Source organism: Rhizobium sp. R86522, from assembly GCF_042466255.1.
Classification (GTDB): Bacteria; Pseudomonadota; Alphaproteobacteria; order Rhizobiales; family Rhizobiaceae; genus Allorhizobium.
In genome coordinates this window covers 3255489-3280421 of record NZ_JAXHBX010000001.1, presented here as the reverse complement: position 1 = coordinate 3280421, position 24933 = coordinate 3255489, and the positions used below count along the sequence as shown (strand labels likewise).

Annotated in this window: 25 protein-coding genes and 2 tRNA genes; 22 read left to right on the top strand and 5 right to left on the bottom strand. The window is 61.2% G+C overall.

Annotated elements, in window-relative coordinates; genetic code table 11:
- The first annotated feature begins 209 nt into the window (after positions 1-209).
- A complete protein-coding gene (locus tag SJY08_RS15895) occupies positions 210-1130 on the top strand; it encodes a LysR substrate-binding domain-containing protein (protein WP_377276825.1) in 921 nt (306 codons plus the stop codon).
- Positions 1131-1241: 111 nt separating this feature from the next.
- Positions 1242-1805 (top strand): hypothetical protein, encoded by a 564-nt coding sequence (locus tag SJY08_RS15890; protein ID WP_377276823.1) that lies wholly within the window; start codon positions 1242-1244, stop codon positions 1803-1805.
- A gap of 69 nt (positions 1806-1874) precedes the next feature.
- Here the strand turns inward: SJY08_RS15890 and SJY08_RS15885 are convergent.
- Positions 1875-1949, bottom strand: a tRNA-Thr gene (locus SJY08_RS15885).
- A 154-nt stretch (positions 1950-2103) separates the two neighbouring features.
- Between SJY08_RS15885 and SJY08_RS15880 the strand changes: the two genes are divergently transcribed.
- From SJY08_RS15880 to SJY08_RS15795, 18 genes are all read left to right on the top strand, one after another.
- Positions 2104-2418: a hypothetical protein gene (locus SJY08_RS15880; protein WP_300890621.1), complete on the top strand. Its 315-nt coding sequence runs from the start codon at positions 2104-2106 to the stop codon at positions 2416-2418.
- A 126-nt stretch (positions 2419-2544) separates the two neighbouring features.
- Positions 2545-3837: a UDP-N-acetylglucosamine 1-carboxyvinyltransferase gene (gene murA, locus SJY08_RS15875; protein WP_377276820.1), complete on the top strand. Its 1293-nt coding sequence runs from the start codon at positions 2545-2547 to the stop codon at positions 3835-3837.
- Between the two features lie 138 nt (positions 3838-3975).
- A complete protein-coding gene (locus tag SJY08_RS15870; RefSeq protein WP_377276818.1) occupies positions 3976-4413 on the top strand; it encodes a DUF2948 family protein in 438 nt (145 codons plus the stop codon).
- 108 nt (positions 4414-4521) lie between these two features.
- On the top strand, positions 4522-5820 hold the full coding sequence (gene hisD / locus SJY08_RS15865; RefSeq protein WP_377276816.1) for a histidinol dehydrogenase: 1299 nt from the start codon (positions 4522-4524) through the stop codon (positions 5818-5820).
- Positions 5821-5823: 3 nt separating this feature from the next.
- Positions 5824-6297: a UPF0262 family protein gene (locus SJY08_RS15860; protein WP_069042371.1), complete on the top strand. Its 474-nt coding sequence runs from the start codon at positions 5824-5826 to the stop codon at positions 6295-6297.
- 5 nt (positions 6298-6302) lie between these two features.
- Entirely contained in the window at positions 6303-6764 is a 462-nt protein-coding gene (locus SJY08_RS15855) for a low molecular weight phosphatase family protein (RefSeq protein ID WP_069042370.1), read from the top strand.
- Between the two features lie 143 nt (positions 6765-6907).
- Positions 6908-7126, top strand: a complete 219-nt coding sequence (gene infA, locus SJY08_RS15850) for a translation initiation factor IF-1 (RefSeq protein ID WP_004435948.1) — start codon at positions 6908-6910, stop codon at positions 7124-7126.
- 40 nt (positions 7127-7166) lie between these two features.
- Entirely contained in the window at positions 7167-7787 is a 621-nt protein-coding gene (locus tag SJY08_RS15845; RefSeq protein ID WP_054149034.1) for a Maf-like protein, read from the top strand.
- A gap of 2 nt (positions 7788-7789) precedes the next feature.
- Entirely contained in the window at positions 7790-8002 is a 213-nt protein-coding gene (yacG, locus tag SJY08_RS15840; RefSeq protein ID WP_054149033.1) for a DNA gyrase inhibitor YacG, read from the top strand.
- A gap of 206 nt (positions 8003-8208) precedes the next feature.
- Positions 8209-8284: transfer RNA gene (locus SJY08_RS15835), tRNA-Phe, on the top strand.
- Positions 8285-8556: 272 nt separating this feature from the next.
- Positions 8557-9159, top strand: a complete 603-nt coding sequence (locus SJY08_RS15830) for a TetR family transcriptional regulator (protein WP_377276813.1) — start codon at positions 8557-8559, stop codon at positions 9157-9159.
- A 24-nt stretch (positions 9160-9183) separates the two neighbouring features.
- Positions 9184-10341, top strand: coding sequence for an efflux RND transporter periplasmic adaptor subunit (locus SJY08_RS15825; RefSeq protein WP_054149031.1), 1158 nt, complete (start codon positions 9184-9186; stop codon positions 10339-10341).
- A gap of 36 nt (positions 10342-10377) precedes the next feature.
- Positions 10378-13449: an efflux RND transporter permease subunit gene (locus tag SJY08_RS15820; protein WP_377276810.1), complete on the top strand. Its 3072-nt coding sequence runs from the start codon at positions 10378-10380 to the stop codon at positions 13447-13449.
- 531 nt (positions 13450-13980) lie between these two features.
- Positions 13981-15579 (top strand): ABC transporter substrate-binding protein, encoded by a 1599-nt coding sequence (locus tag SJY08_RS15815; RefSeq protein ID WP_054149029.1) that lies wholly within the window; start codon positions 13981-13983, stop codon positions 15577-15579.
- Between the two features lie 162 nt (positions 15580-15741).
- A complete protein-coding gene (locus tag SJY08_RS15810) occupies positions 15742-16746 on the top strand; it encodes an ABC transporter permease subunit (RefSeq protein ID WP_069042332.1) in 1005 nt (334 codons plus the stop codon).
- Between the two features lie 14 nt (positions 16747-16760).
- A complete protein-coding gene (locus SJY08_RS15805; RefSeq protein WP_069042331.1) occupies positions 16761-17669 on the top strand; it encodes an ABC transporter permease subunit in 909 nt (302 codons plus the stop codon).
- A 2-nt stretch (positions 17670-17671) separates the two neighbouring features.
- Positions 17672-18520 carry an ABC transporter ATP-binding protein gene (locus SJY08_RS15800; RefSeq protein WP_076391946.1) on the top strand — a complete coding sequence of 283 codons (849 nt, stop codon included), beginning with the start codon at positions 17672-17674 and terminating at the stop codon, positions 18518-18520.
- 8 nt (positions 18521-18528) lie between these two features.
- Positions 18529-19371 carry a dipeptide ABC transporter ATP-binding protein gene (locus tag SJY08_RS15795; protein WP_054149163.1) on the top strand — a complete coding sequence of 281 codons (843 nt, stop codon included), beginning with the start codon at positions 18529-18531 and terminating at the stop codon, positions 19369-19371.
- A gap of 56 nt (positions 19372-19427) precedes the next feature.
- Here SJY08_RS15795 and SJY08_RS15790 read toward each other — a convergent pair whose 3' ends face one another.
- On the bottom strand, positions 19428-19898 hold the full coding sequence (locus SJY08_RS15790; RefSeq protein ID WP_300890626.1) for an Lrp/AsnC family transcriptional regulator: 471 nt from the start codon (positions 19896-19898) through the stop codon (positions 19428-19430).
- A gap of 167 nt (positions 19899-20065) precedes the next feature.
- Here SJY08_RS15790 and SJY08_RS15785 point away from each other — a divergent pair, with 167 nt between their 5' ends.
- Both SJY08_RS15785 and SJY08_RS15780 read left to right on the top strand, forming a co-directional pair.
- Positions 20066-21238 (top strand): amino acid aminotransferase, encoded by a 1173-nt coding sequence (locus SJY08_RS15785; protein WP_377276806.1) that lies wholly within the window; start codon positions 20066-20068, stop codon positions 21236-21238.
- Between the two features lie 4 nt (positions 21239-21242).
- Entirely contained in the window at positions 21243-21869 is a 627-nt protein-coding gene (locus SJY08_RS15780) for a YitT family protein (protein WP_054149024.1), read from the top strand.
- A gap of 4 nt (positions 21870-21873) precedes the next feature.
- Here SJY08_RS15780 and SJY08_RS15775 read toward each other — a convergent pair whose 3' ends face one another.
- The 3 genes from SJY08_RS15775 to SJY08_RS15765 form a co-directional block, all read right to left on the bottom strand.
- On the bottom strand, positions 21874-22626 hold the full coding sequence (locus SJY08_RS15775) for an ABC transporter ATP-binding protein (RefSeq protein ID WP_377276804.1): 753 nt from the start codon (positions 22624-22626) through the stop codon (positions 21874-21876).
- Positions 22620-23684 carry an iron ABC transporter permease gene (locus tag SJY08_RS15770; RefSeq protein WP_054149022.1) on the bottom strand — a complete coding sequence of 355 codons (1065 nt, stop codon included), beginning with the start codon at positions 23682-23684 and terminating at the stop codon, positions 22620-22622. The genes SJY08_RS15775 and SJY08_RS15770 overlap by 7 nt, the downstream gene beginning before the upstream one ends.
- Before the next feature lie 68 nt (positions 23685-23752).
- Positions 23753-24883, bottom strand: coding sequence for an ABC transporter substrate-binding protein (locus SJY08_RS15765; RefSeq protein ID WP_377278632.1), 1131 nt, complete (start codon positions 24881-24883; stop codon positions 23753-23755).
- Positions 24884-24933 lie beyond the last annotated feature (50 nt).

Below are 24933 nucleotides of genomic sequence, written 5' to 3'. Positions count from 1 at the left end.
TTGAAGAGCACGTCCGCATCACAACCCGATGAACTGGCGACAGGACATTGGAGCATCCCGCCGGATCCGTCGTCCGCCTGGCTTCTTGGGAACCAGGCCAGCTGTGCCACCCCCTTTAGGCGACACGCCGACATCATCTGGAATTGTTCTAGCAAAGCCTTTCGATTAATGTAAGTTGGAAATTGTGATCAGTTCCATAGGATTAGGTTATGATCAATTTCACACTCCGGCAGCTGCGCTATTTCGAGGCGCTGGCCCGTCATGGCCATTTCGGGCGCGCGGCCGAAGCCTGTTCGATTTCCCAGCCAGCCCTGTCGGTTCAGATCAAGGAGCTTGAGGAGACCCTCGGTGTGGAACTGTTTGAGCGCTCGGCCAGACAGCTGCGCCTTTCTGCGTTCGGAGAGGAATTCCTGCTGCGGGTGCGCGACATCCTGCGCTCCGTCGACGAACTGGGCGACCTCGCCCGTGCTCATCGCAAACATCTGGTTGGGCGCCTAAGGATCGGTGTCATCCCGACGGTCGCCCCCTATCTGTTGCCCGGCATGATATCAGCGCTCACCCGCGAAAACTCCGATCTCGATATCCATGTCCGCGAAACCGTGACCCCGAAGCTCCTGCAGGAACTGGCAGAGGGCCGCCTGGACACGGCGATCGTCGCCTTGCCGGTCTCGGAGCCATCGCTGACCGAGATGCCGCTCTTCGAGGAAAACTTCGTGCTCGTCCGCCCGAAGGAAGATGCCGGCAAGCCGGTGCCGAACAGGGAAATGCTGCGCGAGATGCGCCTGCTTCTGCTGGAGGAGGGGCATTGTTTCCGCGAGCAGGCCCTCTCTTTTTGCGACATGGGGGCGGTGCGTCCACGCGAGATTCTCGACGGGAGTTCGCTCTCCACGCTTGTCCAGATGGTCGGCGCCGGGATCGGTGTGACGCTCATTCCCGAGATTGCTATGCCGGTCGAAACCCGCTCCGCCGACGTCTCCATCGCCCGCTTTGAGGACCCCCAGCCGTCACGGAGGATCGGCATGATCTGGCGAAAGACGAGCCCCATCGCCAGACAGCTGACGGAAGTGGCCGAACTGGTGCGCCGGGCGGCCGGGGACCTGCAGCTCCGGTTCGCCACCCAGTCTTTCTGACGGGCGCGAAACCTTCCATCGCTCGAGGCGTTCGACATGGGAAGGGAGCGGACGATGTGGATCTGGCTGAAGGAGAATCACGGCATCATATCGGCTCTTTCGAGCTTCGCGATGCTGGGCGTCTGGATGCTCTATCTGCAGCTTTTCTATTCGAGCTATCGGCACCAGATCCGGCCCAAGATCCTGATCACCCGGGGAGGCGGCGATACGATTGCCGCGCGTTGCATCATCACCAACATGAGCCCCGAAATCATTTTCGTCCAGGCGGTCTTCCTGCGTTTGTCCTTTGCCGATCGGGAGCAACTCTATTCCCTGAGCGAGGCAGATCGCGCCGGCTTTTCGCCGCCAGACAGGCGTAGTGAACTGGTGCAGGGCCCCTTGCGCAGCGGCGATTTTCTGGAGCTCGGCTCTTTCGAGGAATTGCTGACGACCGTGCTCGGCAAGGAAAACGCTCTGCACCAACTGGCTGAGGCTCACACGCTCACGGTCGTCACGGTTGGCAGCTACACGTGGCACGATCGCCTTGCCGCAGCGGAAAGATCGTTCAGGCTACGTCGCAATGAAGTGCAACAGACCATCCTCATTCCCACGCGAATGACTTCCAGGCAGATTCGCTCCAAAACCGAAAAGCGGGCAGTAGCCCGTATGGTCGAAAAGCACGCGGGCATGGGTTGAGTGCACCCGTCAATCGACTGGTAGCGCAACAACCATCAACGTCAGGTGGAACAGAATATGCGAGTGAAATGGTGCTGCTAGAGAGATTTGAACTCTCGGCCTCTCCCTTACCAAGGGAGTGCTCTACCCCTGAGCTATAGCAGCATCTGGCGGGCGACGCGTTTGGTCGGCCCGGAACGAGGCGCCTATTGCCATAGAGTTTCGGGCAGCGCAAGCCGTAAAGCGTTTGTGTAGCCAAGTTTTGTGACGGGGCCGGAAGGCACTTTGCGATTTTTATCCGATCGGATATCACCCGCTCATGACAAATGACCCGGAAAACAAGGGCGAAGCGGACGAAGGCCGGTCCGAAGCCGCGCCGCTCGCCGATCGTGGAAAACGTGCGCTCTCCGACGCCGAACAGCGGCGGCGTGAGCGCGCGGCGGCGAAACTCAGGGAAAATCTCGCCCGTCGCAAGCAGCAGTCTCGGGCACGGCGAGCCGGTGAGGCTGAAGACGGCGTGGGTCTGCCGGCCGCGCAGGCTGCTTCGGTGGAGCCCGCGGCGGAGGGCGAGGGCGGTGATCGGGATATGGGCAATGCCAATCCTGTCGCAAATTCGCCCAAACCCGGTGATTAACCGAGCGTTGCGGCTTCAATTGAACCGCTCGTTGTTTTCGTCTAAAGAGCCAGCCTCGCCGGATTGGCTTCCCCTCACACGTTCTCAAGGAAAGGCGGGCATCTCTCGCCCGTATCGCAGGCTCTTATGGATCGCATCAGGATTGTTGGTGGCAATGCGTTGAACGGGATCATCCCGATCTCGGGCGCCAAGAACGCAGCGCTTCCCCTGATGATCGCCTCGCTTTTGACGTCTGATACGCTGACGCTCGAAAACGTGCCGCATCTGGCAGACGTCGAAGGCCTGATCCGCATTCTCGGCAATCACGGCGTCGATATCGCCGTCAATGGTCGCCGCGAACATCAGGACGGGTCCTATTCGCGCACCGTGCATTTCACCTGCCGCACGGTGGCCGATACGACGGCACCGTACGAGCTTGTCTCGAAGATGCGCGCCAGCTTCTGGGTCATCGGTCCGTTGCTTGCCCGCGAAGGCCAGGCCCGCGTCTCGCTGCCGGGCGGTTGCGCCATCGGCACGCGCCCGGTCGATCTCTTCATCGAGGGCCTGACAGCGCTCGGCGCCGAGATGGAGATCGACGGCGGCTACATCAACGCCAAGGCACCGAAGGGCGGCCTGATCGGTGCCCGCTATACCTTCCCGAAGGTCTCGGTCGGCGCGACCCATGTCATGCTGATGGCCGCTTCGCTCGCTCGCGGCACGACCGTGATCGGCAACGCCGCTCGCGAGCCTGAGGTCGTCGATCTCGCCAACTGCCTGAATGCTATGGGTGCGAAGATTTCAGGCGCCGGCACCTCCACCATCAAGATCGAGGGCGTCACCAGCCTTTCCGGCGCGCGTCACCGTGTCCTGCCGGACCGCATCGAGACCGGCACCTATGCCATGGCCGTTGCCATGACCGGCGGTGATGTAACGCTGTCGGGCACCGACATCACGCTCCTCGACACGGCCATCGAGGCAATCCGCCGCGCCGGTGCCGAAGTGTCGGCCGTCGAGGGCGGCATCCGTGTTATCGGCCATGGCGATCAAATCCGCCCGGTCGATATCGTCACCGAACCTTTCCCGGGCTTCCCGACCGACCTGCAGGCGCAGTTCATGGGCCTGATGACCCGCGCGAATGGCGTCTCGCATGTCACCGAGACGATCTTCGAAAACCGCTTCATGCATGTGCAGGAACTGGCCCGCCTCGGCGCGAAGATCACGCTGTCGGGCCAGACAGCCCGCATCGAAGGCGTTACCCGCCTGCGTGGCGCACCTGTCATGGCGACCGATCTGCGCGCCTCGGTGTCGCTGGTCATTGCGGGCCTGGCCGCCGAAGGCGAGACCATGGTCAGCCGCGTCTATCATCTCGACCGCGGTTTCGAGCGTCTGGAAGAAAAGCTCACCCGCTGCGGTGCCATTGTTGAGCGCATCACAGACTGAGCCCTCGGCTCGGGCGCACTCTTTCACAGCGATGCGGGGCGAAAAGTCTTTTTGCCCCGTTGCCACTGGACAAGCCGCAACCTATGTCCAAAACATGAATTCGACGGGCACCGCCGAGAGGCGATACTGTGAGGTGACATGACGGACCTGAAGCTGCTGGCGCTCGATGCCGATGATCTCGCGATCATCTCGGCCCACATGCAGGACGCCGTGTTCAAGGTCGGTGACCTGAGCTTTTCGGCCCGCTCGGGCCTGTTTTCGCTCGCCGCCAACCGCTTCGTCTGGGAAAAGGCGGCACGCGCAACCAAGAGCTTCGAGCGCCGTCGTGCGGCCTTGAGCTTCAAGCGCGTCGAGGCGGTTCGCTCGATCGGTTTCGACCGAGGCAAGGCCGAGGAAGTCATGAGCCTGCTCGCGATCCGTTACGTGCCCAAGGACGACGGTCCCGATGGCGTCGTCGAGCTCGTCTTGGCAGGCGGTGGCATGGTTGCCCTCGAAGTGGAATGCATCGAGGCCCAGCTTGCCGATATCGGCGGTGCCTGGGAAACGACGGCTCGGCCGGAACACGAGGCCGGCTGAGACGGCTGGATCGCGGGGCTGGCTCACGAGGCCGGCTGATGAGGCCGAATGGCGGGCAATTGTCGCGGCTTGATTGAATTGAGAATGCTTGAGAGGGAAATACGGGGCGTGGCAATCTGGCTGGATCAGGCATCGGGAGATTTCGAGGCGCGTTTTGCGGCCTTCCTGACGACCAAGCGTGAAGTTTCCGACGACGTCAACGATGTCGTGCGCAAGATCATCGACGATGTGCGCGCGCGTGGCGATGCGGCACTCGCCGACTATTCCAAACGCTTCGATGGCGTGGATTTTTCGACCGTTTCCATGCGGGTGACGGATGAAGAGATTGCAGCAGCACTCGCCTCGACTCCGCCTGAGCTGATCGACGCCCTGAAGCTCGCCGCGGAGCGCATCGAGCGTCACCATGCCCGGCAGATGCCGAAGGACGACATTTACGAGGATGCGATCGGGGTCGGACTCGGATCGCGCTGGACGGCGATCGATGCCGTCGGCCTTTACGTGCCTGGCGGCACGGCGAGCTATCCGAGCTCGGTGTTGATGAATGCGCTGCCGGCCAAGGTGGCAGGCGTTCCGCGCGTTGTCATGGTCGTGCCGGCAACGGGCGGGACCATTAACCCGACCGTGCTGGCAGCCGCGAGCATTGCCGGTGTCACCGAGATCTATCGCATTGGCGGCGCCCAGGCCGTGGCAGCCCTTGCCTATGGCACAGAGACGATCGCGCCGGTTGCCAAGATCGTCGGCCCGGGCAATGCCTATGTCGCGGCGGCCAAGCGCCACGTCTTCGGCACCGTCGGCATCGACATGATCGCCGGTCCCTCCGAAGTCCTCATCATCGCCGACAAGGACAATGACCCGGATTGGCTGGCGGCCGACCTTCTCGCCCAGGCCGAGCACGATCCCGGCGCCCAGTCCATTGTCATCACCGACAATCGCGCACTTGGCGAGGCGGTGGAAGCGGCTGTTGAACGGCAGCTGAAATCCTTGCCGCGCGCCGAGACGGCCTCGGCCAGCTGGCGCGATTTCGGCGCGATCATCATGGTGGAGAAGCTCGAGGATTCGATACCTCTGGCCAATCGGATCGCAGCCGAGCATCTGGAACTCGCCGTCGACGATCCGGAGCCGCTGATCGAAGGCATCCGAAATGCCGGTGCGATCTTCGTCGGTCGCCATACGCCGGAGGTGATCGGCGACTATGTCGGCGGTTCGAACCACGTTCTGCCGACGGCGCGATCCGCACGCTTCTCCTCGGGGCTTGGGGTGCTGGACTATGTCAAGCGCACCTCGATCCTGCGGCTCGGGCCGGAGCAGCTGCGCAAGCTTGCGCCGGCTGCGATTGCGCTGGCGAAATCGGAAGGGCTCGAAGCCCATGCCCGCTCCGTCGCCATCCGACTCAATCTCGGGGACTAGCACATGGCGGCGGGCGACTTCCGGCTCTCAGATGTCGTGCTGGACGAGACCATCGGGCGCTCGACCCCTGATGTCGAGCATGAGCGGGCCGTTGCCATCTTCGACCTGATCGAGGAAAACTCGTTCGAGCCCGCCGGCCATCCTGGCGGTCCCTATCACCTCTTTCTGTCACTGATGGATCGCAAGCTCGTCTTCTCTATCAAGACGGAGACCGGCGAGGATGTCGCCGTGCACATCCTGTCGCTGACGCCCTTGCAGCGGATTATCAAAGACTACTTCATGATTTGCGAAAGCTATTACGAGGCGATCCGCTCCTCGACGCCGTCGCAGATCGAAGCTATCGACATGGGCCGCCGTGGCATCCACAATGATGGCTCCCAGACACTGATGGACAGGCTCTCCGGCAAGATCAAGATCGACTTCGATACTGCACGGCGTCTCTTCACCCTGGTCTGCGTGCTCTATTGGCGGGGCTAGGCTCGATGAGCGAGGGCGCAGACGACAGCCGCCGTCCGTCGCGGCCCGGCGCGGTCCTCTTCATGTGCGGCCAAAACGTCATCCGCAGCCCCATGGCCGAGGCGATTGCGAGACAGGCCCTGCCGTCCGGCACCTGGGTTGCCTCTGCGGGCGTCAAGAAGGGCGAGCGCGATCCCTTCGTCGATGTCGTGCTCGATGAAATCGGCCTGTCGCTCGGCCGGCGCCAGCCCCAGACGCTGGAAGATCTGGAAGACGACTACTTCGACCTCGTGATCACTCTCACGCCGGAAGCCCATCACGCAGCCCTCGAATTGACGCGGTCTTCCGCGGTCGAGGTTGAATATTGGCCGATGCCGGATCCGACCGTCGAAACCGGCAGTCGCGAACAGCGGCTCACCGCCTATCGAGACGTGCGGGATCGCCTGACGAAGCTGATCCGGGACAGGCTGGTTCTAGCCCCGGATTAGCGCCGGTTTTGCCCCTCTTGAAACAAAATCCAAAAGCCGAATCTACAAGGTTCACAAATGCCGGGCGATTGTGTAGTTTCCGCCCACATTTTCAGGGGCCCCTCGTGCGCCCCTCCTAAAACCCCAGGAAAGACAACCACTCTATGGCTAAAGAAGAAGTCCTCGAATTCCCAGGCGTCGTCACCGAATTGCTGCCGAACGCCACCTTCCGCGTAAAGCTTGAAAACGAACACGAAATCATCGCCCATACCGCGGGCCGCATGCGCAAGAACCGTATCCGCGTTCTCGCCGGCGACAAGGTCCTGGTCGAAATGACCCCTTACGACCTGACCAAGGGCCGTATCACCTACCGCTTCAAGTAAACCTTGGGCCAAGACCTTAAGGCTTGAGGAGCGCGTTCGGATGGAATTGAGACAGAAGCTGATTTTGGCCTCCGGGTCGCCGCGCCGCGTGGATCTCCTCAAGCAGGCAGGTATCGATCCCGCACGCCTGATGCCGATGGATCTCGATGAGACTCCGAAGAAGTCGGAGCATCCGCGCTCGCTCGCTCGCCGCCTGTCGGCAGACAAGGCGAGGGCGGCTCATCTGCAGGTGCGCAAGGATCTGACCTGGGGCGATAGCTACATTCTTGCTGCCGACACCGTGGTCGCGGTCGGGCGCCGCATCCTGCCCAAGGCTGAACTGATGCAGGAGGCCTCCTCGGCCCTGCATCTTCTGTCGGGCCGCAGCCACTGGGTCTTCACTGGGGTCTGCCTGATCGCCCCTGATGGCAAGCTGCGCCAGAAGATCGTCGAAACCAAGGTCCGCTTCAAGCGCCTCTCCGGCTACGACATCGAATGCTACCTCGCGTCAGGCGAATGGCGTGGCAAGGCCGGCGCCTATGCCATCCAGGGCATTGCCGGCAGTTTCGTCCAGAAGATCGTCGGATCCTACACCAACGTTGTCGGCCTGCCGCTCTTCGAGACGCTGCAGATGCTCTCGGGCGAGGGCTATGACGTGCATACGGGCTGGACGGAGGGCTGACCATGGCAGACGGAGACGAACAGCGGACCGCCAAGGTCGAGCCGCTGCGCAAGACGCGGCCATGCCCCGAATGCAGCCGTCCCTCGACGCGGGACAATTATCCGTTCTGCTCCGATCGCTGCCGAAATCTCGACCTCTCGCGCTGGCTGAAGGGCTCCTACGCCATCCCGGTTGCCGACGACGAGTCCAAGGCGGACGACGACTACCGCGACTGATCGCTCGCTGGCCGTAAAGCCTGTTCGCGACCTCCCCCGATCCCCTTGTTCTCGTTCACCTTTCAGCGATTTTCACATCTTCTTCAAAAAAGTGGTCGAAGCCGCTGGACATGGCCGAACAAGATGTTATAACCCCGCTCGCTCCCGGGGAAACGCCCCGGCGGTCTTGAAATAAAGACCGGCAGGCTTTGCAAACAAGCCGAGATGCCCGGATAGCTCAGTTGGTAGAGCAGCGGATTGAAAATCCGCGTGTCGGTGGTTCAAATCCGCCTCCGGGCACCATTCTCCGATCTTCCCAGATTTATCGTCTGCCCCCATCCCCTTGGATCTTGCACAAAGCGTTTGCTTTGGCGTCCTGAAAAGGTCGGGCGTTACATCTGCATCTTAGGTCTTTCTTCACGGTGATCGGCGCTTCTTATTCCCGCACGCAGTGGTTCTGCTGCGCAGCGGGACCGTGCCCGACATTTTCACACGCTGTCCTCTCATCTGATTGACCGCTGACGATTTTTGATTTACGACTGACGAAATTCAAATATCGTCAGTCGTAAATCATCATGATCCCGAGCACAGTTCAGTCCGCCGAGACAGCCGATATGGCCACCCGCATCCTTGAAGCGGCGGAGGGGCAGTTTCGACACTATGGCTATAGCAAGACGACCGTCGCCGATGTGGCGAAGGAACTCGGCATGTCGCCTGCCAACATCTACAGGTTTTTCGGCTCGAAGAGCGAGTTGCTGGAGGGCGTCTGCGCCCGCCTCTTGCACCAGAGCCTGTCAATCGCCCAGTCCATCGCCGTCCTTCCGGTCAGTGCGGAGGAAAGGCTGCGCCGCTATTCCATGACGCTTTTCGAGTTCACCGTGGCCACCATGCTCGATGAGCGCAAGGTGCATGACATGGTCGTGGCCGCAATCGAGCAGAGCTGGGGCGTCATTGATCAGCATATCGACGAAATCCAGGCCATCCTGACAGACATCATTGCCGAAGGCATGGAAAAGGGAGAGTTCGCCAAGGGCGATCCGGCCCATGCGGCGCGCTGTTTCGGCGCGGCGACCTCGCCATTGCACCATCCCCAGATGGTCGCCCAGTGTATTGGCAAGACCAATCGCGCTAGTCCGGAAGATCTGACCGAATTTGCCATCCGAGCCCTCAAAGTCTGAGACCCCCGCCGGGGAGGAACCACTATGTCCGCCAGCGCCCGCCTGTCCCTGACTGCATTGTCCCTTTTCGCCGCCTTCGGGCTCGCAGCCTGCACGGAAGGCGGGGCAGAAACTGTGGAGCAGCCGAGCCTTCGCCCCGTGAAGGTGATCGAAGTCGAGGCGCCGTCGACCGCGCGTGAATTGCGTTATTCCGGAACGGTAAAGGCCCGCAGTGAGGCCGCCACCGGTTTCCGCGTGGCCGGCAAGATCATCGAGCGCCCGGTCGATATTGGGGATCGTGTGATGCCGGGTGATGTTCTGGCGCGCCTCGATGTGACGGATTACCAGTTGCAGATGCGCAGTGCCGAGGCGAGCCTCGCCGCCGCCGACCGCCAGCTGGAAACGGCGGACTTCGCCCTGAAACGTGCAGATGCCCTCTACCGCCAGCAGGTGACGACCAAGGCGCAGCTTGAGCAGGCGCAACTCACCTACAATCAGGCCCTCGCCACGCGCGACAGCCAGCGTTCCTCGCTTGAGCAGGCGAGAAACCAGGTCGCCTATGGCGAGTTGAAGGCGGACAAGCCGGGCATTGTCACCGCCATCAGCGCGGACGCCGGCCAGGTTGTGGCGGCAGGCAGCCCTGTTGTCACGGTCGCCGCCGACGGGGAGAAGGAAGCACTCATCGCAGTGCCGGAAAACGAGATCTTTGCATTCGCCCCCGGCAAGGAGGTCGAAGTCGGCTTCTGGTCGAAGGATGGCCTTGCCCTCAAAGGCACCGTCCGCGAAGTTGCGGGCAGCGCGGATGCAACGTCGCGAACCTTTGCCGTGCGCATCACGCTTCCCGACAATCCGCAGATCCTGCTTGGCATGACCGCGCGTGTGACGGCGCTGGCACCATCGGACAAGAGCCTGTTCGAACTGCCACTTTCTGCCCTTGCTCAGGATGCCGCCAAGCAGCCGAAAGTCTGGACCGTCGATCGGACCGACGCCACGGTCCATGCGCGATCGGTCACGATCGACACGTTTTCCGATACGGGTATCCAGGTGTCTGCAGGCCTGAAGCCCGGTGATCTCGTGGTCGTGGCAGGCACGCAGTTCATGGCGGAAGACATGAAGGTTCGGCTGGCCAACGAGAACCTCTCGCGCTCGGCCGAGGCTGGTCCGACAACCGCCACCGTCACGCCCGACGCCGCAACCCGGTAAGCCCAGCGCGCCCCCTACCTTCGGGACATTTCAATCATGACAAACTCTCCTGTCGAGCCGGGCTCGTTCAACCTGTCCCGTTGGGCCATCGCTCATCCCAGCATAGCCCGTTTCCTCTTCGGCCTGATCATCCTTACGGGTCTCTTCGGACTGATGCGAATGGGCCAGAAGGAAGATCCGGACTTCACCTTCCGCGTCATGGTGGTGCAGGCCTTCTGGCCGGGCGCATCGCTGGCCGACATGCAGGATCAGGTGGTCAACAAGATCGAGCGCAAGCTGCAGGAGACGCCCTATCTGGACTGGGTCAAGTCCTACACCCGACCGGGTTCGGCGATCATTACGCTGCAGGTGACGGGCAATACCGATGCCGATGATGTGGCTGATGCCTTCTACCAGGTCCGCAAGAAGGTCGGCGACATCGAGAACGAGCTGCCCGAAGGTCTGCTGGGCCCGTATTTCAACGACGAGTTCGGCGATACCTACATCACGCTCTATGCGCTGACAGGCGATGGCTACAGCTATCCCGAGCTCAAGCAGCATGCGATCCAGGCGCGCGATGTCCTCTTGTCGACCGAAGGGGTCGAAAAGGCGGTGATCTTGGGCGATCAACCGCAGAAGATATTTATCGAAGTGTCGTCCAAGGCGCTTGCCGAACGCGGTCTGACCTTCACCGACCTGCAGAGCGCACTTGCCGGCCAGAATGCGATTGATGCCACCGGGAGTATCGACACGGGATCCCGATCGGTCCGCATATCCGTCGATGGCGGTTTCTCCGCCGCGGAAGACATCCGCGAACTGCGCCTGAATTCCGGCAACCAGGTCACGCGTCTGGGCGATATCGCCACGGTCACCGAAGGTCTCGAGGATCCCTACCAGCGCAAGTTCCGGTTCAACGGCAAGGACTCCGTCCAGGTCGGCGTCGTCATGGCCAAGGGCTTCAAGGTGACCGATGTCGGTGATGCCGTGGAGGAAACGCTGGAGCGTTTCGAGGCGACGCTGCCAATCGGCCTCGAGGTATCGCAGATTTCCAACCAGCCGGAAGTGGTTCGCGAGGCAATCGGTGAATTCATGAAGGCGCTCGGCGAAGCCCTGCTGATCGTGCTCGTCGTCTCCTTCGTCTCCATCGGCTGGCGCTCTGGCCTGGTGATTGCGATCGCCATACCGCTGGTGCTCGCCGCAACCTTCGCCGTCATGTACGAACTCGGGCTCGACCTGCAGCGGATCTCGCTCGGTGCCCTGATCATCGCGCTCGGCCTGCTGGTCGATGACGCGATGATCGTCGTGGAGATGATGGAGCGAAAACTGGAGGAAGGGCTCGAGAAGCTGGATGCGGCGAGTTTCGCCTATTCCTCGACGGCCTTTCCAATGCTCACCGGAACGCTCATAACCACAGCCGGTTTCATCCCGGTCGGCTTCGCGGAATCGACAGCCGGTGAATATGTCCGCTCGCTGTTTTATGTCGTGGGTATCTCCCTGGTCATTTCCTGGTTCGTCGCCGTCTACTTCACGCCCTGGCTCGGTTACATGATCCTGAAGCAGAGGGCCCATGCCGGCAGCCATCACGACGCTTTCGACACCCGCTTCTATCGTCGCCTCCGTGCGACCGTCTCCTGGGCGGTGGAGCACCGCATCATCGTGATCGTCTCGACGCTCGCCATCTTTGCGGTCAGCCTCTGGTCCTTCCAGTTCATCCCGAAGAACTTCTTCCCGCAGTCGTCACGACCGGAAATCCTTGTCGACATGTGGTTGCCCGAGGGTACCTCGATCAAGGAAGTCGAGGCTGAGGCCAGGCGCCTCGAAGCGGAATTGCTGACCGATCCGGATCAGCGCTTCGTCGCAACCTATGTGGGCGAGGGCGCGCCGCGCTTCTTCCTGCCGCTCGACCAGCAGTTGCGCAATCCGAACTATGCCCAGCTCTTGGTCATGGCGAGGGACGAGGATGCGCGCGAACGTCTGATCACCAAGTTGCGCATGACACTGGCGGAAGACTTCCCCTCGGTGCGCGGGAAGGTCGATCGACTGTTCCTGGGGCCGCCGACCGGATGGGCCGTGCAGATGCGTGTAAACGGACCGGAGCGGGACGAGGTTCGCCGCATTGCCGATCAGGTAAAGGCGCGCTTCAACCAGAACCCCGTTTTGCAGGCTGTCCATGACGACTGGCTTGAGCCGGTCCCCGCGATGACGCTGGTCGTCGACCAGGATCGTGCCCGTGCCCTCGGCGTCTCCTCACAGCGCCTGCGTCAGATGCTGCAGGCGACAATGAGCGGTGCGCCACTCGCCGATGTTCGCGCCGGTGAGGAAACGATCTCGATCGTGGCCCGGGAGCCGGAAGATAGCCGCCGCCTGTTGACGGCAGTCAATTCGATCTATGTCCCGACCGATCTCGGCGCATTCATCCCCTTGTCGCAGATTGCCAAGGTCGTGCCGAAGCTGGAGCAGGGCATCGAATGGCGTCGCAATCGTTTGCCGACGATTACGGTGCGAGCCACCTTGCCGGACGGTCTGCAATCGAACGACGTGACCTTGAAGATGTTCGACGAAATGCAGTCCTTGCGCGACAGCCTGCCGGCTGGTTACGCGATCGAGATCCAGGGCGGAGCGGAGGACAGCGCCGAGAGCCAGAATTCGATCGCGGCCAAGGCGCCGATCATGCTGCTGGTCATTGTGGTGCTGCTGATGATCCAGCTGCAGCATTTCGGCAAGGCCATGCTGGTGCTGGCGACCGGGCCGCTTGGCATCATCGGGGCCGCCGCCGCCCTCCTCATTTCAGGCGCCCCCTTCGGATTTGTCGCGATCCTTGGCGTTATCGCCCTGCTCGGCATCATCATCCGCAACTCGATCATTTTGATCGACCAGATCGACCAGGACATCGCAGCTGGCATGGAACGGCGTGAAGCGATCATCGGATCGGCTGTCCGCCGCTTCCGCCCCATCATGCTGACGGCGCTGACCGCAGTTCTCGCGCTGATCCCGATTTCACGCGGCATCTTCTGGGGGCCGCTGGCTTACGCGATGATGGGCGGCATTCTCGTCGCAACCGTCCTGACCATTCTGGTTCTGCCTGCAGCCTATGCTTTCTTCTTCGGTCGCTCTCCCCACAAAGCGTGACTGAAGGAGAGGAGGAGAGGGTCCCCAAGCCTCTCCTCCTTCCCCTTTTCGCCCGTGCCGATGGCGTTGCGTTTCATTGTTTTTTTTGATCGGTTGATAAATTTTCTTTCCGTTGCTAGATCACCGCGACTCGGCCAAATGTCCTTGTCTTTTTGCGACGCACTACGTGGCGCGGCCTTGATTCTTAGGGTCAATCAAAGATCTCTAATGTTCGATGAGTTCCTAAAGCGACCTGTCGTTTTAGAAAACATTTGAACTGCCATCCGTCTATTGTGGCGAAAACCAGACCAATTCTGTGACGGAATTGAGCCGAATCTCTCTTTACAACGTTTCCGAAGGCGATAAGACACTGCATCAGTGATCGAGTGGACGACCTCTGCTGCTTGTCAGATTACGACGCGCGGCTGGAGACCCTTCGATCGCCGGAAGACCGGTTGACCCCGACCTTCACAAAACACGGGCGCGATCCACGCGCCGCGGGACCAAAAGAACCGGCGAGGACGCTCGTCCTTTGCCTTTGGGAGACTGTTCATGAAAACCAAGTTCGCTCTTGCAGCTGCAGCACTCGCTGCCGCCACTTTCCTGTCGGGCGCGGCAAGCGCCAAGACCTTCGTTTACTGCTCGGAAGGATCGCCGGAAGGCTTCGATCCCGGCATGTACACCGCCGGCACGACCTTTGATGCCTCCGCGCATCCGATCTACAGCCGCCTGATGGAATTCAAGCCCGGCACCACCGAAGCGGAAGCCGGTCTGGCCGAAAGCTATGAAGTCAACGCCGAAGGCACCGAATACACCTTCAAGCTTCGTTCGGGCGTCAAGTTCCACACGACGGAGTTCTTCACTCCGTCGCGTGATTTCAACGCCGATGACGTCCTCTTCTCGCTGGACCGTCAGCTGAAGGCTGATCATCCGTGGAACCAGTATGTTGCCGGCACCTCCTGGGAATATGCCGCAGGCATGGGCTTCCCCGAGCTGATCAAGTCGATCGAGAAGGTCGACGACATGACGGTCAAGATCACGCTCAACAAGCCGGAAGCGCCGTTCCTCGCGAACCTCGCAATGCCTTTCGCATCGATCGTTTCGAAGGAATATGCCGACAAGCTCGAAGCTGAAGGCAAGAAGGAACAGCTGAACCAGATGCCGGTCGGCACGGGTCCGTTCTCCTTCGTCGGCTACCAGCAGGACGCCGTCATCCGCTACAAGAAGAACGCCGATTACTGGGGTGGCGCGCCGAAGATCGACGATCTCGTCTTCGCGATCACCACGGATGCTGCCGTTCGTTACCAGAAGCTCAAGGCTGGCGAATGCCACCTGATGCCGTTCCCGAACGCAGCCGACGTCGAGACCATGAAGTCCGACCCGGCTCTGACGGTCATGGAACAGGAAGGCCTGAACGTCGCTTACCTGGCCTACAACACGACCCAGGCTCCGTTCGACAAGCCGGAAGTGCGTAAGGCGCTGAACAAGGCGATCAACAAGGAAGCCATCGTCGACGCCGTATTCCAGGGCATGGCGACACCGGCCAAGAACCCGATCCCGCCGACCATGTGGTCTTACAACCAGTCCACTCAGGACGACGCGTATGACCTGGAAGCTGCGAAGGCAGAACTCGAAGCCGCTGGTGTAACCGGCCTTTCGATGAAGGTCTGGGCAATGCCGGTTTCGCGCCCCTACATGCTGAACGCACGTCGCGCCGCTGAAATCATCCAGGACGACTTCTCCAAGATCGGCGTCACCGTCGAGATTGTCTCCTACGAATGGGCCGAGTATCTCGACCGCTCGAAGGCCAAGGATCGTGACGGCGCCGTCATGCTCGGCTGGACCGGCGACAACGGCGACCCGGACAACTTCCTCGACACGCTGCTGGGCTGCTCTGCCGTCGGCGGCAACAACCGCGCTCAGTGGTGCAATGAGGAGTTCGACGCCCTGGTGAAGAAGGCCAAGGTCACCTCCGACCAGGCCGAGCGCACCAAGCTCTACGAAGAAGCGCAGCTCGTCTTCAAGCGCGAAGCGCCTTGGGCCACGATCGACCATTCTCTCTCGATCGTCCCGATGCGCAAGGAAGTCTCTGGCTTCGTCCAGAGCCCACTTGGCGACTTCACCTTCGAAAACGTCGACATCGCCGAGTAATCGGAACACGTAATCTCTCGCCGCGGGCCCTGGCCCGCGGCGTTTGTCGTTGATGCAAGACCAATCTCGCGTCATGCTCGAAAGCTCAGGTGAAGCGTTTCGGGTAACCACAGATGGCCTTGGTGCCGTGGTTCGACCTCCCTTAAACAACAGGTCTCACACATGTTTGGCTTTCTCCTGCGACGGCTCGCCGTCTTGATCCCGACCTTTCTCGGCGTCTCGATCATTGCCTTCGCTTTCATCCGGCTTCTTCCTGGCGATCCGGTTGCGCTGCTCTCCGGTGAGCGCGTCATGTCGCCCGAGCGGCACGCACAGATCAGTGCGCAGCTCGGTCTCGACCGTCCTGTCGTCGTCCAGTACTTCGATTATCTCGGCGGCGTCCTGACCGGTGACTTCGGCACTTCGATTGTCTCGAAGAGCCCGATCATCGACCAGTTCTTCGCGCTGTTCCCCGCCACCGTCGAATTGTCCATCTGTGCGATCCTGTTGGCCGTCGCGATCGGCGTTCCCGCCGGCATCATCGCTGCGATCAAGCGCGGTTCATTCTTCGACCAGACCATGATGGGAATTGCCCTTGTCGGCTATTCCATGCCGATCTTCTGGTGGGGCCTTCTATTGATGATCCTGTTCTCCGGCATCCTGCAGTGGACACCGGTATCGGGACGCATCTCGCTGATGTTCTTCTTCCCGCCGGTCACGGGTTTCATGCTGATCGACAGCCTGCTGTCGGGTCAGAAGGGCGCCTTTGCCTCGGCCGTCAGCCATCTCATCCTGCCGACGATCGTGCTTGCGACCATTCCTCTCGCCGTCATCGCGCGGCAGACGCGCTCGGCCATGCTGGAAGTCCTGTCGGAAGATTATATCCGGACGGCCCGCGCCAAGGGCCTCTCGCCTTTCCGCGTCGTCAGCCTGCATGCGCTGCGCAATGCCATGATCCCGGTCATCACCACGATCGGCCTGCAGATCGGTGTCCTGCTGGCCGGCGCGATCCTGACCGAAACGATCTTTTCCTGGCCGGGCATCGGCAAGTGGATGGTCGACAGTGTGTTCCGCCGTGACTACCCGGTCATCCAGGGAGGCCTCCTCCTGATTGCCGGCATCATCATGGTCGTGAACCTCATCGTCGACCTGCTCTACGGCCTGATCAACCCGCGCATCCGCCACTAGAAGGATAAAGTCCCATGGCAGAGACAACAACCAGCCAGCCGGTTTCGAGCGCTCAGATGCGCCGCCAGATGCTGGCCGAATTCTGGTTCTACTTTTCCGAAAACCGCGGCGCCGTCGCAGGCCTCGTCGTCTTCGTCGCTCTCGTGCTGATCGCCGTCTTCGCCGGCGTCATCGCACCCCATTCGCCCTTCGAGCAATATCGTGATGCGGTTCTGCTTCCGCCCGCCTGGCTTGAAGGTGGGAACTGGAGCTTCCCGCTCGGCACCGATCCCGTCGGACGCGACATCCTCTCGCGCCTGATCTACGGTTCGCAGTATTCTCTGTTCATCGGTGTGTTCGTTACGACGCTGTCGCTGACGACGGGCATCGCGATTGGTGTCATCGCCGGCTATTACGGTGGCTGGCTCGACACCGCGATCATGCGCCTGATGGACATCATCCTGGCCTTCCCGTCGCTGCTGTTGGCGCTCGTGCTGGTCGCGATCCTCGGCCCCGGCCTCACCAACGGCATGATCGCGATCGCGCTGGTCTTGCAGCCGCATTTTGTCCGCCTGACCCGTGCTGCGGTGATGTCGGAAAAGACACGTGACTACGTGACGGCCGCACGGCTAGCCGGTGCAAGTCCCTTCCGCCTGATGTTCAAGACGATCCTGCCGAACTGCATGGCGCCGCTGATCGTCCAGGCTACGCTCTCCTTCTCGAACGCCATCCTCGATGCAGCCGCCCTCGGCTTCCTCGGTATGGGCGCCCAGCCTCCGGCACCCGAATGGGGCACGATGCTGGCCGAAGCGCGCGAATTCATCCTGCGCGCCTGGTGGGTCGTCACCTTCCCGGGCCTCGCTATTCTGATCACCGTTCTCGCCATCAACCTCATGGGTGACGGCCTGCGCGATGCGCTCGATCCCAAGCTGAAGAGGTCCTGATCATGGCACTTCTCGAGATTCAGAACCTCACCGTCCAGTTCGAGACGGCCAGTGGTTGGTTCAAGGCCGTCGACGGCGTGTCGATGTCGGTCGAGCCGGGTGAAGTGCTTGCCATCGTCGGAGAAAGCGGCTCCGGCAAGTCTGTCGCCATGCTTGCCGTCATGGGCCTTTTGCCCTGGACCGCAAAGATCACCGCCGACAAGATGGAATTCCAGGGCCGTGACATCCAGAAGATCTCGGCAGCGGACCGGCGCAAGCTGATCGGCAAGGATGTCGCCATGATCTTCCAGGAGCCGGTCGCAAGCCTCAATCCCTGCTTCACCGTCGGCTTCCAGATCGAGGAAGTCCTGCGCCTGCACATGGGCCTCGGCAAAAAGGAATGCCGCGAACGCGCCATCGAGCTCTTCAAGCTGGTCGGACTGCCGGATCCTGCGGAACGCCTCAACCACTTCCCGCACCAGATGTCGGGCGGTCAGTGTCAGCGCGTGATGATCGCGATTGCGATCGCCTGCAATCCGAAACTCCTGATCGCAGACGAGCCGACGACCGCGCTCGACGTGACGATCCAGAAGCAGATCCTCGACCTCCTCATGAAGATCCAGGCCGAGACCGGCATGGGCCTCATCATGATCACCCACGACATGGCTGTGGTTGCCGAGACCGCGGACCGCGTCATCGTCCAGTACAAGGGCCGGAAGATGGAAGAGGCCGATGTGCTCTCGCTCTTCGAAAACCCGAAGAACCCCTATACCCGCGCGCTGCTTTCGGCCCTGCCGGAAAACGCCACCGGCGACCGCCTGACGACGGTCTCCGACTTCCTGGCCGCCGCAGAAACGGGAGGTGCCGCATGACCACAGAGATGCAAACCCCGATGCTCGAGATTCGCGACGTCAAGCGCGACTACCGTGTGTCGCAAGGTCTCTTCAAGGAAGACAAGATCGTCCACGCTGTCAAAGGCGTGTCTTTCAAGCTCGACAAGGGCAAGACGCTCGCCATCGTCGGCGAAAGCGGTTGCGGCAAGTCCACGCTTGCCCGCATCCTGACCTTCATCGATGAGCCAACGGCGGGCGAGTTGTTGATCGACGGCCAGAAGGTCGACTTGCGTCCTGGCCATCTGACATCGGACATGCGCCAGAAGGTGCAGATCGTCTTCCAGAACCCGTATGGCTCGCTCAATCCGCGCCAGAAGATCGGCGATGTGCTCGGCGAGCCCTTGCTCATCAACACCAAGATGAGCTCGGCCGAGCGGCGGGAACGCGCAACCGAAATGCTGATCAAGGTCGGCCTCGGTCCGGAGCACTATAACCGCTACCCGCACATGTTCTCGGGCGGCCAGCGCCAGCGTATCGCGATTGCTCGTGCGTTGATGCTCAATCCGAAGCTGCTCGTGCTCGACGAACCGGTTTCGGCGCTCGACCTCTCGGTCCAGGCCCAGGTGCTGAACCTGCTTGCCGACCTGCAGGAAGAGTTTGGCCTGACCTATGTCTTCATCAGCCACGACCTCTCGGTTGTGCGCTACATCGCCGACGAGGTGATGGTGATGTATTACGGAGAGGCCGTGGAATACGGCACACGCGATGCGGTCTTCTCGGACCCGCAGCACGAATATACACGCACGCTATTTGCCGCGACACCGCGCGCCGACGTGGAATCGATCCGCGCCCGCATGGCAAAGCGCCAGCTGGCAGCGGCGGCCGGTTGATCGCTTTCTAAAGCTTGATGCGATGACAAAGGGCGCCCGGTCGGCGCCCTTTTTCTTTATGGCAGATAGCCGTAAGAGATCTTCGGACTGTCGAATACCATCGTCGACCTGATTGTCTTGATCTCGGCGAGGCGATCGAACTCCTGCCAGATCAGGCGCTTGTAGTCCGTCATGTCACGAACCGAGATCTTCAACAGAAAATCGAAGTCGCCGGCAACGGCATGGATCTCGACTACTTCGGGCAGTTTGCCGACATGTTCGATAAAACGTTCGCCCACCTGCGGCGTCGTGCGATCCAGGGTGATTTCGACGAAGGCCTGCAGGCCGAGGCCGACACGCGGCGCATCAACCACGATCGCCTGCCGTATGATGCCGCTCGAATAGAGTCTGGCGAGCCGACGCGAAAGGGGGGCGGCGGTCAGCCCGACACGCTCGGCGAGTTCCGCATTGTTCAGGCTCGCATCGTTCAGAAGACAGGCAATGATCTTCCGATCGATCCTGTCCAGTGTGGCGCTCTCAGCTTCCATTATCGATCTCTACTGTCCATCAGTGCGCAATAGTTTATCGTCAAAGCTGGATATCTGGCAATTCACCTTAAGCCATCCCTGGCGCCGGGCATGAAATCCGCAGAGACTTTGCGCGGCAAACTTGATATCTCTGGTGCAACACAATTGCACTTTGACGAAGGTCCCCGATGTTCGACAAGCTCGCCTCGCAGCCCAATGACCCGTTGCTTGCCCTGATTGGCCTCTACAATGCCGATCAGCGCGCCGACAAGATCGACCTCGGGGTCGGTGTCTACCGTGATGATCTCGGGCGCACGCCTGTGATGCGCTCGGTCAAGGCGGCCGAGAAGGAGCTGTTGGAGAAGCAGGACAGCAAGTCCTATGTGGCGCCGGAAGGCGACAGGGTCTTCCTCGACCTGCTCTGGGATCTTGTCGGCGGCAAGGGACAGGGCAAGTTTGCCGCGGGCGTCCAGACCCCCGGCGGTTCGGGGGCACTGCGTCTCGCGTCGGATCTCATCGCGCGCGCGAGCAGCGGCCGCATTCATCTTGGTCTGCCCAGCTGGCCGAACCATGCCGGTATCTTCGGCGCCACCGGCCTCAGCGTTGAGACCTATCCCTATTTCGATGTGCCGACACAGGACGTGCGCTTTGCCAGCATGATGAAGGCGCTAAGCAGCGCCCCGCGCGGTGATGCCGTGCTCATTCATGCGAGCTGCCACAACCCGACCGGCGCCACGCTCACGTCTGCCCAGTGGGAAGAACTGGCGGCCGTGATCGCCGAACGTCGCCTCGTGCCACTGATCGATTCTGCCTATCAAGGGTTTGGCGCCGGCATCGAGGAAGATGCCGCTGGTCTGCGCACCATTATCGCTGCAGTGCCGGAAGCCTTGGTCGCGGTTTCCTGCTCCAAATCCTTCGGCATTTACCGTGAACGCACAGGCGCCATCTTTGCTGTTGCCGAGACGCAAGAGGCGGCCGACATTGCTCGCTCCAATCTCGTGACCATGGCGCGCACCAGCTATTCCATGCCACCGGATCATGGTGCGGCCGTCGTGCGCACGATCCTCTCGACAGAGAGCCTGCGCCAGGACTGGATCGACGAACTGAACAGCATGCGCGACCGTCTCAATGGCCTGCGTCGCGAACTGGCCGCAGCCCTCGGCGACGGTTGGCAACTGGCGCCGCAGATCGCCGAGCAACAGGGCATGTTCTCGCTCCTGCCGCTCAAGGAAGCCGACGTGCTGTCGCTGCGCAAGGATCACGGCATCTACATGCCGACCTCTGGACGCATCAATATTGCGGGCCTGAAGAGCCAGGATATTCCGCGCGTCGCCGCTGTTCTGAAACCGCTTCTGGGCTGAAACCATGACCACGACCACCGTGAACCAGGCGGGCGCAGAGCGTCATCGCCTCTATGAAGACGTGCTCGCGATGATTTCCGGCACGATGTTCGTGTCGCTCGGGACGCTGATCTACACCGAAACCATGCTGACGGTCGGGTCGAGCGCCGGCCTCGCGCTGCTTCTGTCCTATGTCAGTGGCTGGGGCTTCGGCGTCATCTTCTTCGTCGTCAATTTGCCCTTCTACATCCTTGCGGTCAAACGCATGGGGTGGGCCTTCACGCTGCGCACCTTCACCGCCGTGGCGCTGGTGTCGATCCTGTCGAAGCTGAACGGCCAATGGATCGATTTTTCCCATCTCGATCCACTCTACGCCACGGTGATCGGCGGCGGCTTGATCGGTACTGGCCTGCTGATGCTTTTCCGCCACCGCACGGGTCTCGGCGGCATCAATATCCTCGCCATGTATCTGCAGGAAAAGACAGGGCTGCGCGCCGGTTATTTCCAGCTTGGTGTCGATCTCACGATCCTCGCAATCGCCTTCTTCGTGCTGCCGGCCGACCGGTTGGCACTCTCGGTGCTGGGCGCTGCCATCGCCAACCTGATCCTCGCGATCAACCACAAGCCCGGCCGTTATATGGGGCTGAGCTAAGGGCTTATGCCAGCGCCGCGTCCACGATGACGAGAGGCCGGCCTTGCGTGCAGGCCTCAATGCGGGCATCGACCCGGTACACATCTCGAAGCAGGGAAGGCGTGATCACATCCGCAGTCGCGCCGCTTGCAATCAGTCGCCCGTCCGCAACCACGAGCGCATGGTCGCAATAACGCATCGCGTGGTTCAGGTCGTGCAGGGCGATCAGAACGGTGATCCCGCTTTCGGTTGCAAGCTCGCGCATGAATTGAAGGACTTCGATCTGGCGGAAGAGATCGAGCGCCGACGTCGGCTCGTCCATCAACAGCACTTCCGGCTTGCGCACCAGCGCCTGGGCGATGGCGACGAGCTGACGTTGTCCACCGGACAGTTCCCCAAGATCTCGAAATGCGAGGTCCGAAATCCGAAGTGAAGCAAGAATGCGATCGATCTCAAAAAGTTCGCCGTCGGCCACTTTCCAACCAGAGCCCTGCTTGGATGCAAGCAGAATGCTCTCGTAGACGGTCAGGACAGCATTGGCACCTGTGTCCTGCGGCATGTAACAAATCGGCCGCTGGCTCTCCTCTCCGGAGACATGGATGACGCCTTCGCCCTTCAGCAGGCCTGCTATCCGCTTGAACAGCGTCGACTTGCCCGCCGCATTCGGACCGATGACAGCTGTCAGCATTCCGCCGGCGATGTCACCGGTGGTGATGTCGGTGAAGACGCGATGGCGACCGTATTGGGCGCCGACCGCTTCAAGCTTGAGGGCTACCATGCGCGCCTCCTGTTGGTGAAGATGAGGGAGAAGAAGAAGGGCACCCCGACGAGTGCAGTGATAACACCGATCGGCAGGATGGCGCCCGGGATCAGCAATTTCGACACGACCGAGGTGACGGACAGCAGGAGCGCGCCACAGAGGATCGAACCCGGGAGAAAGAAGCGCTGGTCTTCTCCGAGCAACATACGAGCGATATGCGGCCCGACGAGGCCGATGAAACCGATCGTCCCGACGAAAGAAACGGGGATGGCGGCGAGCAGGCTGACGAGCAGCATAGTCTCAAGCCGGAGTGCCCGGACATTGACTCCGAAGGATGCGGCCTTGTCGTCACCGAGGCGAAGCGCCGTCAGTGCCCAGGCGCGGCGCGCAAAGAGGGGTACGCAGAAGACGAGCACGGCGAAGGTCACCGCCACCTTGCCCCAGGTCGCCTTGGTCAGCGATCCCATGGTCCAAAAGACAACGGCGGCGAGCGCCTGTTCAGAGGCAAGATATTCGAGCAGCGAAAGCAGCGCATTGAAGGTGAAGACCAGAGCTATGCCGAGCAGGATGATGGTCTCAACCGTCACGCCTCGCATGGTCGAGACGCCATAGATGAAGAGCGATGCGAGCATTGCCATCAGGAAGGCGTTGATCGGCACCATGTACTGCACGGCCGCTGGAAAGACGGCAACGCCTGCGACAAGCCCGAGCGCCGCACCGAAACTGGCAGCCGCGGAAATGCCGAGCGTAAAGGGAGAGGCGAGCGGATTGGCCAGGATCGTCTGCATCTGCGCACCGGCAAGCGACAGGCACGCCCCAACAGTGACGGCCATCAGCGCGATCGGCATGCGGATATCCCAGATGACGACCCTAAGTTGGTTGCCTGCCGAGGCCGGATCCCAGATCGTCGAGACGACTTCCGACAGGGTGTAGCGCGCGGGGCCATAGGCCATATCGACGGCGATCGACAGCACCAGACAGAGTGAAAGCCCGGCAAGGATTGCCAGGCGCTTCGTCGTCAGGCTTCGGTAGATGTCGCTGGAGGCCGGAGCGGCCGCTTCGACGGTGGTGGCCATAAGTCTTTTCCTGTCGGTTACGCCCCCAAGGGCAAGCGGCCGGCGGTCGCCCGCCGGCCGGATGGATGTCAGGAGCCAGCCTTCAGCGAGGCGAAGTAGCCAGGCTGGTAATCGACCGGCAGGAAGCGCTCATGCATGTCCTTGAAGGTGGCGTCCGCGTCGAGATCCTTGAAGAGATCCGGATGCAGCCACTTGGCGATCTGCTGCACGGCAACGAACTGGTACGGGCTGTTGTAGAACTGGTGCCAGATGGCATGCACATTGCCATCCTTGACGGCCTTGATGTCGGTGAAGCCGGGGCGCTTCATCAGCTCGGAAAGCTTGCGCGCGGCTTCAGCCTTGTCGGCGCCCGGACCAACGCCGACCCACTTGCCGCCGGGAACATACAGTTCCCAGTTCGAGCCGGTCACGATGACCTGGTCGGGGTTCGATGCGATGATCTGCTCCGGATTGACGGTGCCGAAGGTGCCCGGGATGAAGTCCTTGGCCATGTTCACGCCGCCGGCGAGTTCGACCATCTTGCCGAAGTTCTCGTTGCCGAAGGACATGCAGCAATCGTCGGAATAGCCACCGGCGCGTTCCATGAAGACGACAGGCTTTTTCAGGTCCGTCTGGCTGGCCAGCACGTCGGTCACCTTGGCGATCTGCTCGTCATGGAACTTCACGAATTCTTCGGCGCGCTCTTCCTTGCCGAACAGCTTGCCGATGATGCGTATGGAATCATCCGTGTGCTCCATCGGCTTTTCGCGGAAGTCGATGTAGACGAGCGGAATGCCAACGGCGGCGAGCTTCTCGATATAGCCGCTCTCTTCAGTCGCAGACTTTGCTTCCGTGTTCATGATGATGACGTCGGGCTTCAGTGCAACTGCCTGCTCGATGTCGAAGGTGCCGTCCTTCATGCCGCCGAAGGTCGGGATCTTCTCCATCTCCGGAAATTTCTTCAGGTAGATGTTGTAGCCGTCGAGGTCGGCCTTCTTGAAGTCGTCGCGCCAGCCAATGACGCGGCCGAACGGATTGTCGGTGTCGAGTGCTGCCGTGAAGTAGATCTGACGACCCTCGCCGAGAATGACGCGTTCGACCGGAACGCTCACCTCGACCTCACGACCAGTGATGTCCTTGATCTTCACGGTCTCGCCAGCCAACGCGACGCTTGAAAAAAGGACGAGCGAAATCGCGGCGGCAGAAGCCACCTTCTCCATTTTGAACACGATCAGTTCTCCTGCTTGTGATTATGTCGTGATCTATGTTT